The 14,411-nt window shown below is 72.1% G+C and carries 14 protein-coding genes; 8 read left to right on the forward strand and 6 right to left on the reverse strand.

Going from position 1 to position 14,411, the window contains the following annotated elements:
- Positions 1-46: 46 nt before the first annotated feature.
- Positions 47-1,204: an alpha/beta fold hydrolase gene (locus AC3E6M_RS12840; RefSeq protein ID WP_490530128.1), complete on the reverse strand. Its 1,158-nt coding sequence runs from the start codon at positions 1,202-1,204 to the stop codon at positions 47-49.
- Between the two features lie 29 nt (positions 1,205-1,233).
- The gene (locus AC3E6M_RS12845) at positions 1,234-2,073 is read right to left on the reverse strand and encodes a helix-turn-helix transcriptional regulator (protein ID WP_490530129.1); all 840 of its coding nucleotides are present in this window, start codon (positions 2,071-2,073) and stop codon (positions 1,234-1,236) included.
- A gap of 145 nt (positions 2,074-2,218) precedes the next feature.
- On the opposite strand from AC3E6M_RS12845, the gene AC3E6M_RS12850 reads away from it, so the two are divergent.
- Both AC3E6M_RS12850 and AC3E6M_RS12855 read left to right on the forward strand, forming a co-directional pair.
- Complete coding sequence (locus tag AC3E6M_RS12850) at positions 2,219-3,154, forward strand: SDR family oxidoreductase (protein WP_490530131.1); 936 nt, start codon at positions 2,219-2,221, stop codon at positions 3,152-3,154.
- Between the two features lie 117 nt (positions 3,155-3,271).
- Positions 3,272-4,822: a molybdopterin-dependent oxidoreductase gene (locus AC3E6M_RS12855; protein WP_490530132.1), complete on the forward strand. Its 1,551-nt coding sequence runs from the start codon at positions 3,272-3,274 to the stop codon at positions 4,820-4,822.
- A 59-nt stretch (positions 4,823-4,881) separates the two neighbouring features.
- Here AC3E6M_RS12855 and rocD read toward each other — a convergent pair whose 3' ends face one another.
- Positions 4,882-6,096, reverse strand: a complete 1,215-nt coding sequence (gene rocD, locus AC3E6M_RS12860; protein WP_490530133.1) for an ornithine--oxo-acid transaminase — start codon at positions 6,094-6,096, stop codon at positions 4,882-4,884.
- A complete protein-coding gene (ddaH, locus tag AC3E6M_RS12865; protein ID WP_490530134.1) occupies positions 6,093-6,977 on the reverse strand; it encodes a dimethylargininase in 885 nt (294 codons plus the stop codon). Before ddaH ends, rocD begins: the two co-directional genes overlap by 4 nt.
- Positions 6,978-7,425: 448 nt before the next feature.
- Between ddaH and AC3E6M_RS12870 the strand changes: the two genes are divergently transcribed.
- From AC3E6M_RS12870 to mtnB, 4 genes are all read left to right on the forward strand, one after another.
- A complete protein-coding gene (locus AC3E6M_RS12870; RefSeq protein WP_483820095.1) occupies positions 7,426-7,701 on the forward strand; it encodes a hypothetical protein in 276 nt (91 codons plus the stop codon).
- A gap of 735 nt (positions 7,702-8,436) precedes the next feature.
- Positions 8,437-9,615 carry a translation initiation factor eIF-2B alpha/beta/delta subunit family protein gene (locus AC3E6M_RS12875; protein WP_490530135.1) on the forward strand — a complete coding sequence of 393 codons (1,179 nt, stop codon included), beginning with the start codon at positions 8,437-8,439 and terminating at the stop codon, positions 9,613-9,615.
- Positions 9,612-10,313 (forward strand): acireductone synthase, encoded by a 702-nt coding sequence (mtnC, locus tag AC3E6M_RS12880; RefSeq protein ID WP_490530136.1) that lies wholly within the window; start codon positions 9,612-9,614, stop codon positions 10,311-10,313. Before AC3E6M_RS12875 ends, mtnC begins: the two co-directional genes overlap by 4 nt.
- Positions 10,310-10,942: a methylthioribulose 1-phosphate dehydratase gene (gene mtnB, locus AC3E6M_RS12885; protein ID WP_490530137.1), complete on the forward strand. Its 633-nt coding sequence runs from the start codon at positions 10,310-10,312 to the stop codon at positions 10,940-10,942. The genes mtnC and mtnB overlap by 4 nt, the downstream gene beginning before the upstream one ends.
- 157 nt (positions 10,943-11,099) lie before the next feature.
- Here the strand turns inward: mtnB and AC3E6M_RS12890 are convergent, their stop codons facing one another.
- Positions 11,100-12,485, reverse strand: a complete 1,386-nt coding sequence (locus AC3E6M_RS12890; RefSeq protein WP_490530138.1) for an FAD-dependent oxidoreductase — start codon at positions 12,483-12,485, stop codon at positions 11,100-11,102.
- Positions 12,486-12,494: 9 nt separating this feature from the next.
- Positions 12,495-13,253, reverse strand: a complete 759-nt coding sequence (locus AC3E6M_RS12895) for an aquaporin (RefSeq protein WP_490530139.1) — start codon at positions 13,251-13,253, stop codon at positions 12,495-12,497.
- Between the two features lie 46 nt (positions 13,254-13,299).
- On the opposite strand from AC3E6M_RS12895, the gene AC3E6M_RS12900 reads away from it, so the two are divergent.
- A complete protein-coding gene (locus AC3E6M_RS12900; protein ID WP_138177828.1) occupies positions 13,300-13,974 on the forward strand; it encodes an arsenate reductase/protein-tyrosine-phosphatase family protein in 675 nt (224 codons plus the stop codon).
- A 17-nt stretch (positions 13,975-13,991) separates the two neighbouring features.
- On the forward strand, positions 13,992-14,393 hold the full coding sequence (locus AC3E6M_RS12905; protein ID WP_394529657.1) for an arsenate-mycothiol transferase ArsC: 402 nt from the start codon (positions 13,992-13,994) through the stop codon (positions 14,391-14,393).
- Positions 14,394-14,411: the final 18 nt, after the last annotated feature.

Consider the following 14,411-nt stretch of genomic DNA (forward strand, 5'->3'; position numbering starts at 1 on the left):
AAACCGCCGAGGCTTGACAGCGACGCCCGCACGCGGCAGGGAACCGTCAGCGTCGCGCGCGCAGCAGCGTGTCGGTGTGCGCGAGGACGCGCAGCAGCTGCGGGAAGCGCGCCGCCGGTCCCTTCCGCGGCAGTCGGTCGAGGGCCTCCTCCTCGCCGGGCAGGCGGTGCTGCTGACCGCGAACGAGCCGGCGGGTGGCGTTCAGGAGCGCCAGGGGGTGGGTTTCGAGGGCGCTGTGGCCGTTTCGTAGGCGCACGAGTGTGGCATCCGGGACCGCGCGCGCGACGCGCTCGGCGATCGCGGGAGGAGTGCGAAGATCGCGGTCGCCCGAGAGCAGCACGACCGGCCAGGTGAACGCGGCCACCGCGGCCGTCAGGTCGTAGGGCTCCCCCGCGAACGCCGGGTACCGCCGGGCGAGCGGCGCGTAGGTGAGCGCCGGATCGAGGGGGAGGCCGTCGGGCGGCGCGCCGTAGTGCAGCTCGCGGAAAGCGATCGTGCCCACGACGCCGAACTCGTACACCCCCGGAATGCGCGCGACCGACCCGTCGCGCGTGGCGTACGCGGCGAGCGCGTGCCACGCGAACCCGGGCCGGTGGCGGACGAGCGGCAGCACGAGCTCGGGACCGGCGAGCTCGTACGCGGCCCGCACGACGTCGAGCACCACGCGGCCGTCGACCCCGTCGGCGACGAGTCCGCGCACACCGCGGGCGATCTCGTCGTCGCCGTCCCAGAACAGGGCCCGCAGATGCGCGCGTTCGAGGTCGAGATCGTGGGCGGACTGCAGGGCCGAATCGAGCAGCATCCCGGCGACGCGTTCCGGATGCCGTGCCCCGAAGCCCGACGTGAGATAACTGCCGTACGACGAACCGACCGCGTAGGCACGGTCGACCCCCTCGGCGTCGAGCACGGCGGCGAGGTCGTCGAGCACGGCGGTGACCCGCATCGCCGCGGGCGGGAGGTCGTGACCGTCGAGGTCGTGACGGGAGCGGCCGACGCCGCGATGCTCGACCATGATCAGGTCGAGGCCGCCGCCGGCCGCCCACCGGCGCAGGCCCCGGTAGGGCAGCATCGAGAGCAGGCCGGGCCCCCCGGGGATGACGAGCACGGGCGTCGCGGTGCGAGGCCCCGACCGCACGTACGTCAGGTCGAACGCCGGCGACCCGTCCGTGGCCGGTCGTCTCACGCTCCGCACGGACTCACCCATGCTCCGCACGCTACCGCGCGTCGGGCGGGTCAGGCGCGGCCGAGGGGTCCGACCACGGCCAACAGGCGCAGCCGGTCGGCGCTCTCGCTGCCGGGCACCGCGGTGTACACGAGGAGCGAGTGGGACGTCTCGGGATCGATGAGGGTCTGACAGTGCAATTCGAGAGCGCCGACCGACGGGTGGACGAACGTCTTGGTCTGTCGCGGACGCAGCCCGACCTCGTGCGCGGCCCACAGCGTGCGGAATTCGGCGCTGCTTTCGAGCAACTGGTCCGCGAGCAGAGCGGCGCGTGAGCCGGGTCCACGGCGGCCCGCCAGCTCTCGCAGACCGGCGGCGAAAAGGCGACTGAGGAACTCGTGTTCCTCAGGGGCGTACAGCGCCCGCGTCGCCGGGTCACTGAACCACCGGTAGCCGAGGCTCCGCTCCGGTCCCGTGCGCACAGACGCATCCCCGGTCAGGGCGGCTCCCAGGGGCGATTGTCGGAGCGTCTCGCCCAGCTCGGTGATGATCTCGGCAGGGGTGTCGTCGAGACGGTCGAGGATGCGCTGAAGTCCGGGGCTGATGTGCTCCGTCATGGAACCCCGTTCCTCGGGCACATGTCCGGCCACGCGGAAGAGGTGGTCGCGCTCAGCGCGGGTGAGGTGGAACCCCTGCGCGATCGCGCCGAGCATCTGCGGCGACGGCTGCGGTCCGCGTTCGCGTTCCAGCCGTGCGTAGTAGTCCGTGGACATGTGCGCGAGCGCAGCCGCCTCCTCCCGGCGGAGTCCGGGCGTGCGGCGGCGCGGGCCCCGCGGGAACCCGACGTCCTCGGGCTGGAGCGCTTCGCGACGGGTGCGGAGGAAGTCCGCGAGAGCCGACCGATCCATCATGCTCCCCTGTCTACCCGTCGCCCGACCCCGGAACCAGGACGCGGTGATCCCCCCTTTCGGGGGACCGCGCAGCAGGGGACTGACGGGTCCTGGCTCGCGACGGCCGATCCGCGCACGCTGGCAGGACACCGACCGAGGAGACACCGTGACCGACATCGACATCCCCCTTCCCTCCCTCGCCGGCCGACGCGCCGTCCTCACCGGCGGGAGCGACGGCATGGGACTCGTCATCGCCGAACACCTCGCTGCCGCTGGAGCGGAGATCGTGCTCCCTGTCCGCAACCGCGCGAAGGGCGATCGCGCCGTCCGGTCGATCCGCGACCGCGTGCCCGGCGCGCGACTCGAGCTGCGCGACCTCGACCTCTCGTCGCTGTCGAGCGTCGCCGCTCTCGGCCGGGACCTGCGGGCCGACGGCCGCCCGGTCCATCTGCTGATCAACAACGCCGGGGTGATGACCCCGCCCGAACGGCAGACGACGGCCGACGGCTACGAACTCCAGTTCGGCACGAACCACCTCGGCCACGTCGCCCTGGTCGGCCAGCTGCTGCCGCTCCTGATTGCCGGCCAGGCGCGTGTCGTGACGCAGGTGAGCATCGCGGCCGCGCGCGGCCGCATCGATTGGGACGACCTCCAGGCCGAGCGGTCGTACGACGGCCAGCGCGTGTACTCCCAGTCCAAGATCGCCCTGGGTCTGTTCGCTCTCGAACTCGACCGCCGCAGCCGGGCGGCGGACTGGGGGGTGACGAGCGTGCTGTCGCACCCCGGCGTGGCCCCGACGAGCCTTCTCGCCGCGCGCCCCGAGATCGGCCGCACGACCGACACCCCGCACGTCCGCGCCATCCGCTGGATGTCGCGGCACGGCATCCTCGTCGGCACGGTGCGTTCGGCCGCCCAGCCGGCATTGCTGGCCGCCACCACGACATCGCCGCGCACCGACGTCCTCTATGGCCCGCGCGGACCGCTGCACGTCGGCGGCCGGGCGGCCACGCACGCCCTGTACCGACCCCTGCGCGACAAGGGCGAATCGGCACGGGTCTGGGAGGAGTCGGAACGGCTCGCGGGGGTCGCGCTGAGTGTGTGAGGGCGCACCGGGCACCGGTCCACCCGGGCGTAGACGCCCCCGGCCGGATCGTGCCGGTTGGCTGTGAGTTCCGGTCCGGGCGGCGCCGGGGTGCCGTGCGCTCCTTAGGCTCCGATCGTGACCCCCACGTCGTCTCGAACCCCCGATCTGCTCGCGGCCGTCGCCGGCGTCTCGGCCACGGCGCTCGGGGCCGGGCTCGGCGAGCTCGCCGCGGCCGTGGTCGCTCCCTTGGCGAGTCCTTTCGCCGTCATCGGCGGCGGAATGATCGACATCGCCCCGGCGTGGGCGAAGGACCTGGCCATCAGCTGGTTCGGGACGGCGGACAAGGCCGCGCTGCTCGTCGGCATCGCGATCCTTCTGCTCGCCGTCGCCGCCGTCGCCGGGGTGCTCGAGCGCCGCCGGCCCCCGTGGGGCCGCGTCGTCCTCGCGGCGCTCGGTGGTGTCGGCGCGATCGTGTCGATGACGCGGGCCGATGCCGGCATCCTGTCGCCCGTGCCGTCGCTCGTCGCCGGGGTGGCGGCGGCCGTGGGAGGCGCGCTGCTCATCGCCCGGCTCCCGCGGCCCCTGCCCACGGATGCTCCGGCTCGCTCCGATACCGAGGGCCCGAGCCGGCGCAGCGTCCTCGTGCTCTCGGGCCTGGCCGTCGTGGGCGGCGCCCTGGCCGCCGTCGGCTCGGCGGCGATGCGCGGTGGCGCACAGGCGACCTCGGCGATCCGCGCCGCGCTCCGGTTGCCCACGCCCGCCGTCACGGCGACGGTCCCCGCGGCGGCGGAGCTCGGCATCCCCGGACTCTCCCCGGTCATCACGCCCGCGGCGGACTTCTACCGCATCGACACCGCGCTCGTCGTGCCCCAGATCGATCCGTCCGAGTGGAGTCTCCGCATCCACGGTCTCGTCGAGGAGGAGGTCGTGCTGCGATGGGACGACCTCGTCGCCCTCCCCCAGCGTGAGACGGTCGCGACCCTCGTGTGCGTGTCGAACGCGGTGGGCGGATCGCTCATCGGCACGGCCCGGTGGTTGGGCGTCCCGATCCGCGATCTGCTCGCGCGGGCGCGGCCGACCCCGGATGCCGACATGGTGCTGTCGCACTCCATCGACGGCTTCACCGCGTCCACGCCGCTGGAGGCGCTGACCGACGAGCGGGAGGCGCTCCTCGCGATCGGCATGAACGGCGAACCCCTGCCCATCGAGCACGGCTTCCCGGTGCGCATGGTCGTGCCCGGACTGTACGGCTACGTGTCCGCCACCAAGTGGGTCACGGAGCTCGAGGTCACCCAGTACGCCCGCGCCGAGGGGTACTGGACCTCGCGGGGCTGGTCGGCGCGCGGCCCGGTGAAGCTCGCGTCCCGCATCGACGTACCGCGCGCGGGAGCCCGCGTCGACGCCGGCCCGGTCACGATCGCCGGTGTCGCCTGGCAGACCCACGTCGGCGTCTCGGGTGTCGAGGTGCAGATCGACGACGGGCCGTGGCAGCCGGCGATGCTCGCGAGCGCGATCTCGTCCGACACGTGGGTGCAGTGGAGTCTCCCCTGGGATGCCACCAGCGGCCCGCACACGATCCGCTGCCGCGCCACGTCCACGACCGGCGATACGCAGACGCCCGCCCACGCCGCTCCCGCCCCCGACGGAGCGACCGGCTGGCACGAGCTGCCCGTCACCGTCGCGTGAGGGGTCATTTTCTGTCGCCTCGAGCGATGCGAAGCGACAGAAACTGACCCCTCACGCGGTTAGGACAGGGCGTGGCGCAGTTGCTCGATCGCCCAGTCGATCTCGGTCGCGCGGATCGTCAGGGGCGGGGCGATGCGGATCGTCTGGCCGTGCGTGTCCTTCACCAGCACGCCGCGCGACAGGAGCTTCTCGGCGATCTCGCGGCCCGTGCCGACGGCCGGGTCGATGTCGACGCCCGCCCACAGCCCGGCGACGCGCACGGCGGTCACGCCGTGTCCGACGAGGCTCTCGAGACCGTGCGCGAGGTGCTCGCCGAGCGCCTTCGCGCGGGTCTGGAACTCACCGGATGCCAGCATCTCGACGACCCGCAGACCCACCGCGCTCGCGAGCGGGTTGCCACCGAACGTCGAGCCGTGCTCGCCGGGGCGGATGACGCCGAGGACGTCCTCGTTCGCGACGACCGCCGACAGGGGCAGGATGCCACCGCCCAGGGCCTTGCCGAGGAGGTACACGTCGGGCACGACACCCTCGCGGTCGCACGCGAACGTCTCGCCCACGCGGCCGAGGCCCGATTGGATCTCGTCGGCGATGAACAGGACGTTGTTCGCCGAGCAGATCTCGCGCACCCGGCGGAGGAACCCCTCGGGCGGAATCACGACGCCGGCCTCGCCCTGGATCGGCTCGATGAGCACCGCGGCGGTGTTCTCGTCGATCGCCGCGGCGATGGCATCCGCGTCGCCGTACGGCACGTGCACGAAGCCCGGCGCGTACGGACCGAAGTCGTCGTGCGCCGTGGGGTCGTCGCTGAAGCCGACGATGGTCGTGGTGCGGCCGTGGAAGTTGCCGTTCGCGACGATGATCGTCGCGGCATCCGGGGCGATGCCCTTCGAGCGGTAGCCCCACGCGCGGGCGACCTTGATGCCGGTCTCGACCGCCTCGGCCCCGGTGTTCATCGGCAGCACCAGGTCTTTGCCGCACAGCTGCGCGAGTGCGGTGGCGAACGGACCCAGCCGGTCGTTGTGGAAGGCGCGGCTCGTGAGGGTCAGGCGCTCCAGCTGCTCGCGGGCGGCCGCCAGGATCGCCGGGTGGCCGTGCCCGAAGTTCAGCGCGGAGTACGCCGACAGCAGGTCGAGGTAGCGCTTGCCCTCGACGTCGGTGACCCAGACGCCCTCGGCGCGCGCGGCGACGACGGGCAGCGGGTGGTAGTTGTGCGCGACGTGCGCGTTCTCGGCGGCGATGAGCTGCGCGCCGAGGTCGTCGACGGCGGTGCTCATCGGGTGCCCCCGCGCAGCTCGAGCGTGCAGCACTTGATGCCGCCGCCGCCGAGCAGCAGCTCGGACAGGTCGACGAGCACGGGGGTGTACCCGCGCTCGCGCAGCTGCGCCTCGAAGCCCTTCGCGCGCGGCGAGATGATGACGTTCTTGCCGTCGCTGGCCGAGTTCAGGCCGAACACCGCGCCATCGGCATCCGACACGCGGATCGCGTCGGGGTAGCGCTCGCGCAGGATCGCCTGGCTGCGCTCGTCGAACGCGTTCGGCAGGTACGCGATGTTGGCCTTCTCGACAGCGCCGGGGCCCTCGACGGGATCGAGCACCGCGATCGCGGTGTCGAGGTGGTAGAACCGCGGGTCCGTGAGGGTCAGCGAGACGACATCGCGCGAGAAGACCTCGCCCACCTCGCGGTGGCTGTCGCCGGTGGAGCGGAAACCGGTGCCAGCGAGGATCGTGTTCCCGACGAGCAGGAAGTCGCCCTCGCCCTCGTTGACCTCGACGGGCTCCGCGACCTGGAAGCCGTTCGCGGCGAACCAGTCGATGAACGCGGGGGCCTCGTCGGCGCGCTCGCGGAAGCGGAACTTCGGGCCGTACGCGATGCCGTCGATCACGAAGCCGCCGTTGGCCGTGTAGACCATGTCGGGCAGTCCCTCGACGGGGTCGATGAGCTCGATCTCGTGGCCGAGTTCGGTGTACGTGTCGTACAGCGCCTGCCACTGGCGCACGGCCAGGTCGGTGTCGGTGGGGCGCGACGGCTCCATCCACGGGTTGATGCTGTAGCTGACGGTGAAGTGCTCGGGCCGGCACATCAGGTAGCGGCGGTGCTGCTGCACGCGCTCGACCGGTGCGGTCTCGGCGGTGGCGGCGGTGGTGTTCGCGGACATCTCGACTCCTCAGGAGAAGGTGCGGCGGACGCTGTCCTCTGGGCCCGGTGGCCCTTCGACCCGGCGGCACCCGAGGCGCCGTGCGGGGAAAGGTCGGTCCGGGCACGCCGCGGCCATTGTCTCACGCGGGCGCGTGGGCGCGCGAGCGACGGGCGCAACCTCGGCGATCCGCGCCGGGTCAGTGGCATCCGGCCGGATCGGGCGGAGGGTGCGTGAAGCGCTGAGATTATGCGCAGCGCGACAGCAGGAACAGACGCCAAGCGTTTATGGCCCGCGGCACCTGTCGGGCGAAATCACTCGTGAACTGCGCGGCGTCTCGGTCCTGGCTCCCGACACGGCAGCTGCGCGAGCCGCCGGACCGACCGATACTGAGCCCTTCGACGCACGAAGGGCTAATTGTGCTACATTTCATCTCGGCCGATCTTCTCTGTCGGAGTGCGAGCTCATCGTGAGCCCGATCTGGGAGGAGTCGAGTCGTAAGCACGGTGTCAGCCAATCCGACCAGGTCTACGCGATCCTGCACGCGACCTATGTCGCGACGCTTCCGGAAACCGGGCAACGCGGAGGGAGGGTAGTGCTCTACATCGGACCCGAGCACGCACAGACCTCCCGTGAACTCGAGATCCTGGTCGAAGACTTCGGCGGAGTCCCCGAAGCCCGGGTCTTCCATGCCATGCGTCTGGGACCGAAGCTGAGACGGTATCGAGAGGAAAACCCCGGATGATCGAGAGCAATGACACTCGGGCGGAGCGGATCTCCGAGTCCGACAGCCCTGTTGCGGCCCCCCTTGACGTCCGCGCTGGCGACGCGGCCTCCGCAGCGGGCCGCGCATTCCTTCTCCGCGAGTTCGGCGACGAGCAGAACATCCGCGAAGCCATGCGCAAGCCCGGACGTCCGCCCCGTTCCGCCGCAGCATCCGGGACCTCTCCCACCGTGCGAGGGCGAGTTCCACAAACCGACTACGAGAAACTCAGCGCAATCAGAGCAACGACCGGGAAAACCGAGAGCGAACTCGTACGCGAGGGGATCGCGATGGTCATCGGGCGGTACTCGACGCACACCGACGTGGCGTAGCGAGGTACCGGGCGTGACCCGACCTCGACCCTTCCCGGGGGGCGGCGACGAACAGAGCGCCCGCCTGCGGTGCCCCTCGCTGTGAACACGCTGAGGCTCATCACCACTTCATCCGATATTCGTTTCGCCTTCCCGATCCGACCGACGTGCCCGAGCGATTCAACACGCTTCCGCCGGGGCTGACTTCGCGTCGCAATGGGCATATGCCTCTCCGACCGATCCCCAGGTCCCGGGGCATTCGATCGTCGAAGTAACGAACTCGCCGGCTGGCATCGTGACGTCGTTCACAGGGCCAGCAACGGACACCTGCCGAATCGCTCGGGCATCCGGTCGCGCGGCGTCATCGACTCGGCCCGTGTCAGTCCCCCGTGGGAGGATGACCTCGATGTCCACCTCGACCGCGACCCTGGAATACTCCGTCGTCCTCGACGAATCCGCCGGTGTCGTCCGCATCCTCGATCGCCGCGTGTTCCCCGCGCGGGTGGAATGGGTGGATGCCACGACCCCCGACGAAGTCGCCTCGGCGATCCGCGACATGGTGACGCAGAGCTCGGGCCCGCTGTACGCGGCGAGCGCCGGGATGGCCCTCGCCGCCCTGCAGGCGCGCGGGCTGCCCCTGGGTGAGGCGCGCACGGCCCTCGGACGCGCGGGCCGCGCCCTCGCGACCGCCCGCCCGACGAACGCGCACCCGCGCGACGCGGTGGCCCGCATCCTCGACGCCGGCCGCGACGCCGACGACACCGTCGCCCTCGTCGCCGCGACGCTCGAGACCGCGACCGCCGTGGACCGCGACTACCGCGAGGCGAGCCTGCGCCTGGGCCGGGCGACGCTGTCGCTGCTGCCCGAGTCGCCGCGCATCCTCACGCACTGCTGGGCCGACGCCTACCTGTTCGGTCTCGTCGCCGCGGCGCGCGAAGCCGGTCGCGAGATCGAGTGGGTCGCGACCGAGACCCGCCCCTACCTGCAGGGCGCCCGACTCACCGCGCACTCGCTGCGCGAACTCGGGCAGAAGGTCACGCTCATCACCGACGGCATGGCCGCCGCCGCGCTCGCCTCGCCGCGGGGCGTCGGCACCGGCCCCATCGACGCCGTCGTCACCGCGGCCGACCGGGTCGCCCTCGACGGGTCGGTCGTGAACAAGGTCGGCACGCTCGCGCACGCGGCCGCGGCGGCGGCGTTCGGCATCCCGTACTTCGCGATGGTCGAGGCGCCCGATCCCGGAGCCCCCACCGGCGCCGACATCGTCATCGAGGACCGCGACTCCCGCGAGGTGCTCGAGGTACTGGGCCGGCGGACCGCCAGTCCGCTCGTGACCGACGCGTGGTATCCCGCGTTCGACGTCACTCCCCCGCGCCTGGTGACCCGCATCGCCACGAGCCGCGGCACCTTCGCTCCGGCGAACGTCGGCGAGCACTTCGTGACGGATCCGGATGCCGAGGCGCCCGCACCCGCGCTCCGCCGACGCCGCTCCCCCGCCGAACCCGCCCCGATCGCCGCGACCGTGCAGCCCGACACCGTCGCCTTCCGTCCCGTGTCCCCTTCTCCCGACGAGGATCCCCAATGACCGCCATCTCCGCCGACGTCGTCGTTCTCGACATCGAGGGCACCACGAGCGCCGCAGGGTTCATCCTCGGCGACCTGTACGACTACGCCCGTCCGCGCCTCGACGAGGTGCTCGGCCGCGACGACGACACCGTGCGCGCCGCGCGCGCCGACGCGATCGCCGAGACCGGTCTGGATGCCGACGCCACCGACGCCGAGATCGCCGAGGCGCTCCGCGGACTCATGGCCTCCGACGTCAAGTCGACGCCGCTGAAGACCCTGCAGGGCATCATCTGGGCCGAGGGCTTCGCCGCGGGCGAGATCCACTCGCAGTTCTTCGAGGACGTGCCCACGCGGCTGCGAGCGTGGAGCGACAACGGCATCCGTGTGGCCGTCTACTCGTCCGGCTCGGTCGCCTCGCAGGTGCCGTGGTTCCGCCACGCCCCGCAGGGCGACCTGACCGTGCTCGTCGAGGACTTCTTCGACACCGTCAGCGCGGGCCCCAAGAAGGAGTCCGGCTCGTACGACCGCATCGCCGCGGCACTCGGCGTGGAGCCCGCGCGTGCGCTGTTCCTCACCGATCACCCCGACGAGGTGACCGCGGCCCTCGCCGCCGGCTGGCAGGTCGTCGCGCTCGACCGCGAAGGGGAGCCGTGGCACGGCGCGAACTTCGCGGCCCCGGCGGTGGCATCCTTCGACGAGATCGGGCTCACCCGGTGACCCTCCCGCACGCCGACCGCGTCCGCGCGGCCGGTGCCGCTCTCGCGGCCGAGGCCTCGCGTTTCTCGGGCTACGGCTGGATGCGCGGCACCTCGGGCAACCTCTCGCTCGTGATCGACCGCGATCCGCTGATGCTCGCGGTCACCGCCTCGGGTCTGGACAAGTCCGAGCTCACCGATCGCGACGTCGTTCTCATCGGCGCCGACGGCGACGCCCTCGACGCCGCCGACCCCCGCCCGCCCTCAGCCGAAGCGGGGCTGCACGCCCACATCGCCGCGCGCACGGGAGCGGGGGCGGTGTTCCACGTGCACGCGTTCGACGCGGTCGTCGCGGGGCATCGGTGGCCGGGCGGGGTCGAGATCCGCGACATGGAGATGCTCAAGGGCATCGGCCACCGCGCCCACGACGAGACCGTGACGATCCCCGTCATCGGGAACGACCAGGACATGGCGGTCGAGGCCGCCCGCTTCGACGAGGTCTACGTCCCGGCGACCGCGGAGGTCCCCGAAGTGCCCGCACTCATCGTCGCGAGCCACGGCATGTACGCGTGGGGCGCCGACGTCGCCGCGGCCCGCCGCCACCTCGAGATCACCGAGTGGCTGCTGCGTTTCGCGGTCGCGACGCGCTGAGGTCCGGCATCCCCGGGTCGCCCCGCACCGCGCGAAGCCCCGGCCGGCGAAGCCGCGCGATAAACGCTTCCTGCACTGAGACACGCTCGCTGAGCGCGTTCATCGATGCAGGGAGCGTTTATCGCTGCGACCGCGGGCAGCGCGGGTACCCCGACGACTACCGCGTCGGAGTCAGCGTGCGGGCCTCGCGCTCCCACGCCTGCGTCGCCATCTGCACGGCGTCCCACGGGGAGCCGAGCGGGGGCGTGTACGACAGGTCGAGGTCGCTCATCTCGGCCACCGTCATGCCGTGGTGGAGCGCCGCGGCGTAGGTGTCGACGCGCTTGGAGATCTCCGCGCCGCGCGTCCCGACGAGCTGGGCGCCCAGCAGACGCCCGTCGCGGGTGTCGCCGGTGATCCGGATGCTGATCGGGGTGGCGCCCGGGTAGTAGCGCTTGTGGTCGTCGGCGATCGCGGTGTGGCTGTGGGGCGCGAAGTCCGCCGCGACGGCCTCGTGGTCGCGCAGGCCGGTGCGCGCGGCGACGACGTCGAACACCTTCACGACCTGCGTGCCGAGGCTGCCCGCGAACCGGGCGTCGCCGCCGATCGCGTTCTCGCCGGCGACGCGGCCCTGCTTGTGCGACGTGGTGCCGAGCGGCAGGTACGTGACGCCGAGGAGACGGTGGTGGGTGACCACGCCGTCGCCTGCGGCCCAGACGTTCGGCACACCCGTGCGCATCTGCTCGTCGACCACGACCGCCCCGCCTGCGCCGGTCGAGGCGCCCGCCGCGGTGAGCAGCTCGGTGTTGGGGCGGACCCCGACCACGACCAGCACGAGGTCGGCGGTGTGGGCGACGGGCTCGCCGTGGTGCGTGCCGGTGACGGTGAGACGACCGCTGTCGCGGGCGACCGAGGCCACGCGGGTGTCGGTGCGGACGTCGACGCCGTGCCGGGTGAGCTCGTCGTGGACGAGGGAGCCGAGCTCGGGGTCGAGGGTCGACAGCACCTCGGGCCCGCGCTGGAGCTGCGTGACGTGGAGCCCCCGGACGGTGAGAGCCTCGGCCATCTCGAGACCGACGTACCCCGCGCCGACGATGATCGCGCTCCGGGGCTCGTGCTCGTCGAGGTAGCGCTCCAGCGCGAAGGTGTCGCCCATCGAGTGCAGCAGGTGCACGCCGTCGTCGGGTCCGAGCTCGTCGAGGCCCGCGATGCCGGCGGTCGCGGGCGACGCCCCGGTCCCGACCATGAGCGCGTCGTAGGGAATCGTCGACTCGGTGCTGTCCGCGGCCCGCACGGCGAGCGTCTGGCCGGCGACGTCGATGCCGGTGGCGAGGGTGTCCAGGCGCAGCGTCATGCCCGTGGCCTCGAGGTCGGCGTGGGTGCGGTGCGCCAGGGACTGCCAGGGCTGCACCTCCCGCGAGAAGAAGTACGGGATGCCGCAGATGGAGAAATTCGGGTACGCGTCGGCGACCACGACCGTGACGTCGACGGAGGGGTCGAGCTCACGGGCGCGCAGCGCGGTGGAGATTCCGGCGTCGCTTCCGCCGATGGCAACGAGGTGCATGAGGACCTTTCAGGATCGGGATTCGAGGTGCACGGGGGTCATGACCTCGCCCGCGGCCCGGGCGGCGGTCGGGAAGAACAGGACGACGAGCGCGAGTCCGAGGGCGGCGCCGGCGAACTGCGCCAGGACGAACGGGGGAACCGCCGCGGGGGCGATACCGGTGAAGGTGTCGGTGAACATCCGCGCGATCGTCACGGCCGGGTTGGCGAAGGAGGTGGAGCTGGTGAACCAGTACGCCGCACCGATGTACGCACCCACCGCGGCCGCGGTGGTCACCCCGGTCGAGGTGCGGGCGAGGGCGAAGATCAGCAGCACGAGTCCGGTGGTGGCCACCACTTCTCCCACCAGGTGGCCGCCGGTGGCGCGCTCGTTCGCCGAGAAGGCGGGGGCGACGTCGAACATCACGCCGGCGAGGAGCGTCCCGGCGGTACCGCCGAGGACCTGCGCGGCGATGTACGGACCGAGGTCGCGCAGCGGCAGGCCGGTGCCCCACCGGCGCCCGAGCACCCAGTCGGCGACCGACACCACGGGGTTCAGGTGCGCCCCCGAGACCGGCCCCAGCATGAGGATGATCACGGCCAGCCCGAGAGCGGTGGCCAGGCTGTTCTCGAGGAGCTGCAGCCCGACATCGTCCGGCGAGAGCCGCTGCGCGGCGATGCCGGATCCGACGACCACCGTGACCAGCAGACCCGTGCCGACGAACTCCGCCGCCACACGGCGAGCAAGGTAGGGCCGGCGGGGAGCGGAGACGGATTCGGTGGGAGTCACGGGTTCATCTTGACCTGGGAGTGATAGATCAGTCAATATTGAGGCAATGAACGTTGAGAGAACTTCGGACGTGGAGGATCGCGCCGCTCGGCACGCCGCCCTCGGCGATCCGTCGCGCCTGCGGATCGTGGATCTGCTCACCCTGGGCGACCTGTCTCCCTCGGAGATCCGCGCCACCCTCGGCCTGCCGTCGAACCTCGTCGCGCACCACCTGAACGTCCTCGAATCGGTGGGAATGGTGGAACGCTCGCGTTCCGAGGCCGACCGTCGGCGCAGCTATGTGCGCTTGACGGAAGCGGCGCTGGCCGATCTGGCCCCCGGGAGAACGGAACGCGCGCAGCGCGTAGTGTTCGTCTGCACCGCCAACTCGGCGCGGTCGCAGCTCGCCGCCGCCCTCTGGGCCACGCGCAGCACCATCCCCGCTGCGTCCGGCGGCACGCACCCCGCCGACCGGATTGCCCCGGGCGCGGTGGCCACCGCCGAGCGCCACGCGCTCGCCCTCTCCGCCGGATCGCCGCGGGCGCTGGACACCGTGCTCACCGACTCCGATTTCGTCATCACCGTGTGCGACACGGCGCACGAAGAGATCGGCGTGACCGGCAACCTGCACTGGTCGATCCCCGACCCGGTGCGCACCGGCACCGACGACGCCTTCGACTCGGCCTACGACGAGCTGGAGCGCCGCATCACCGAACTCGCCCCTCGACTCACCGCCCCCTGACCACCGAAGGAACACCCGTGAGCACCGCCACCACCCCCACCGTCCTCTTCATCTGCCAGCACAACGCCGGCCGCTCGCAGCTGGGCGCCGCCCTCCTCGAGCACCTCGCCGGCGATCGCTTCACCGCCACCTCCGCGGGTCTCGCGCCCGCCGACGAGGTCAACCCCGCCGTCGCGGCCACCGTCGCCGAGCTCGGGATGGACATCTCCGATCGCGTCCCCCGCCACGTCACCACCGACGACCTCGACACCGCCGACGTCGTGGTGCTGATGAAGCCGGGCCTCGCGCTCCCCTCGACCCCGCGTGGCGAGGTCCTGGAGTGGTCCTTCCCCAACCCCGAGTCGTGGGATGCCGACGCGGTGCGACCCCTGCGCGAAGCGGTGTCCGACAAGATCCGGGGCACGCTGCTCGCGCGCTGACGCGATACGACGAGAGGG

The sequence above is a fragment of the Microbacterium sp. SCPM-O-B-15248 (M128) genome (genome assembly GCF_058214835.1).

Bases quoted from the DNA above. Each gene is read 5' to 3' on its own strand.
- AC3E6M_RS12840 (WP_490530128.1), bottom strand. From the start codon at position 1,204: ATGGGTGAGTCCGTGCGGAGCGTGAGACGACCGGCCACGGACGGGTCG.
- AC3E6M_RS12845 (WP_490530129.1), bottom strand. From the start codon at position 2,073: ATGATGGATCGGTCGGCTCTCGCGGACTTCCTCCGCACCCGTCGCGAA.
- rocD (WP_490530133.1), bottom strand. From the start codon at position 6,096: ATGAGCACCGCCGTCGACGACCTCGGCGCGCAGCTCATCGCCGCCGAG.
- ddaH (WP_490530134.1), bottom strand. From the start codon at position 6,977: ATGTCCGCGAACACCACCGCCGCCACCGCCGAGACCGCACCGGTCGAG.
- AC3E6M_RS12875 (WP_490530135.1), top strand. From the start codon at position 8,437: ATGTCCACCTCGACCGCGACCCTGGAATACTCCGTCGTCCTCGACGAA.
- mtnC (WP_490530136.1), top strand. From the start codon at position 9,612: ATGACCGCCATCTCCGCCGACGTCGTCGTTCTCGACATCGAGGGCACC.
- AC3E6M_RS12890 (WP_490530138.1), bottom strand. From the start codon at position 12,485: ATGCACCTCGTTGCCATCGGCGGAAGCGACGCCGGAATCTCCACCGCG.
- AC3E6M_RS12900 (WP_138177828.1), top strand. From the start codon at position 13,300: ATGAACGTTGAGAGAACTTCGGACGTGGAGGATCGCGCCGCTCGGCAC.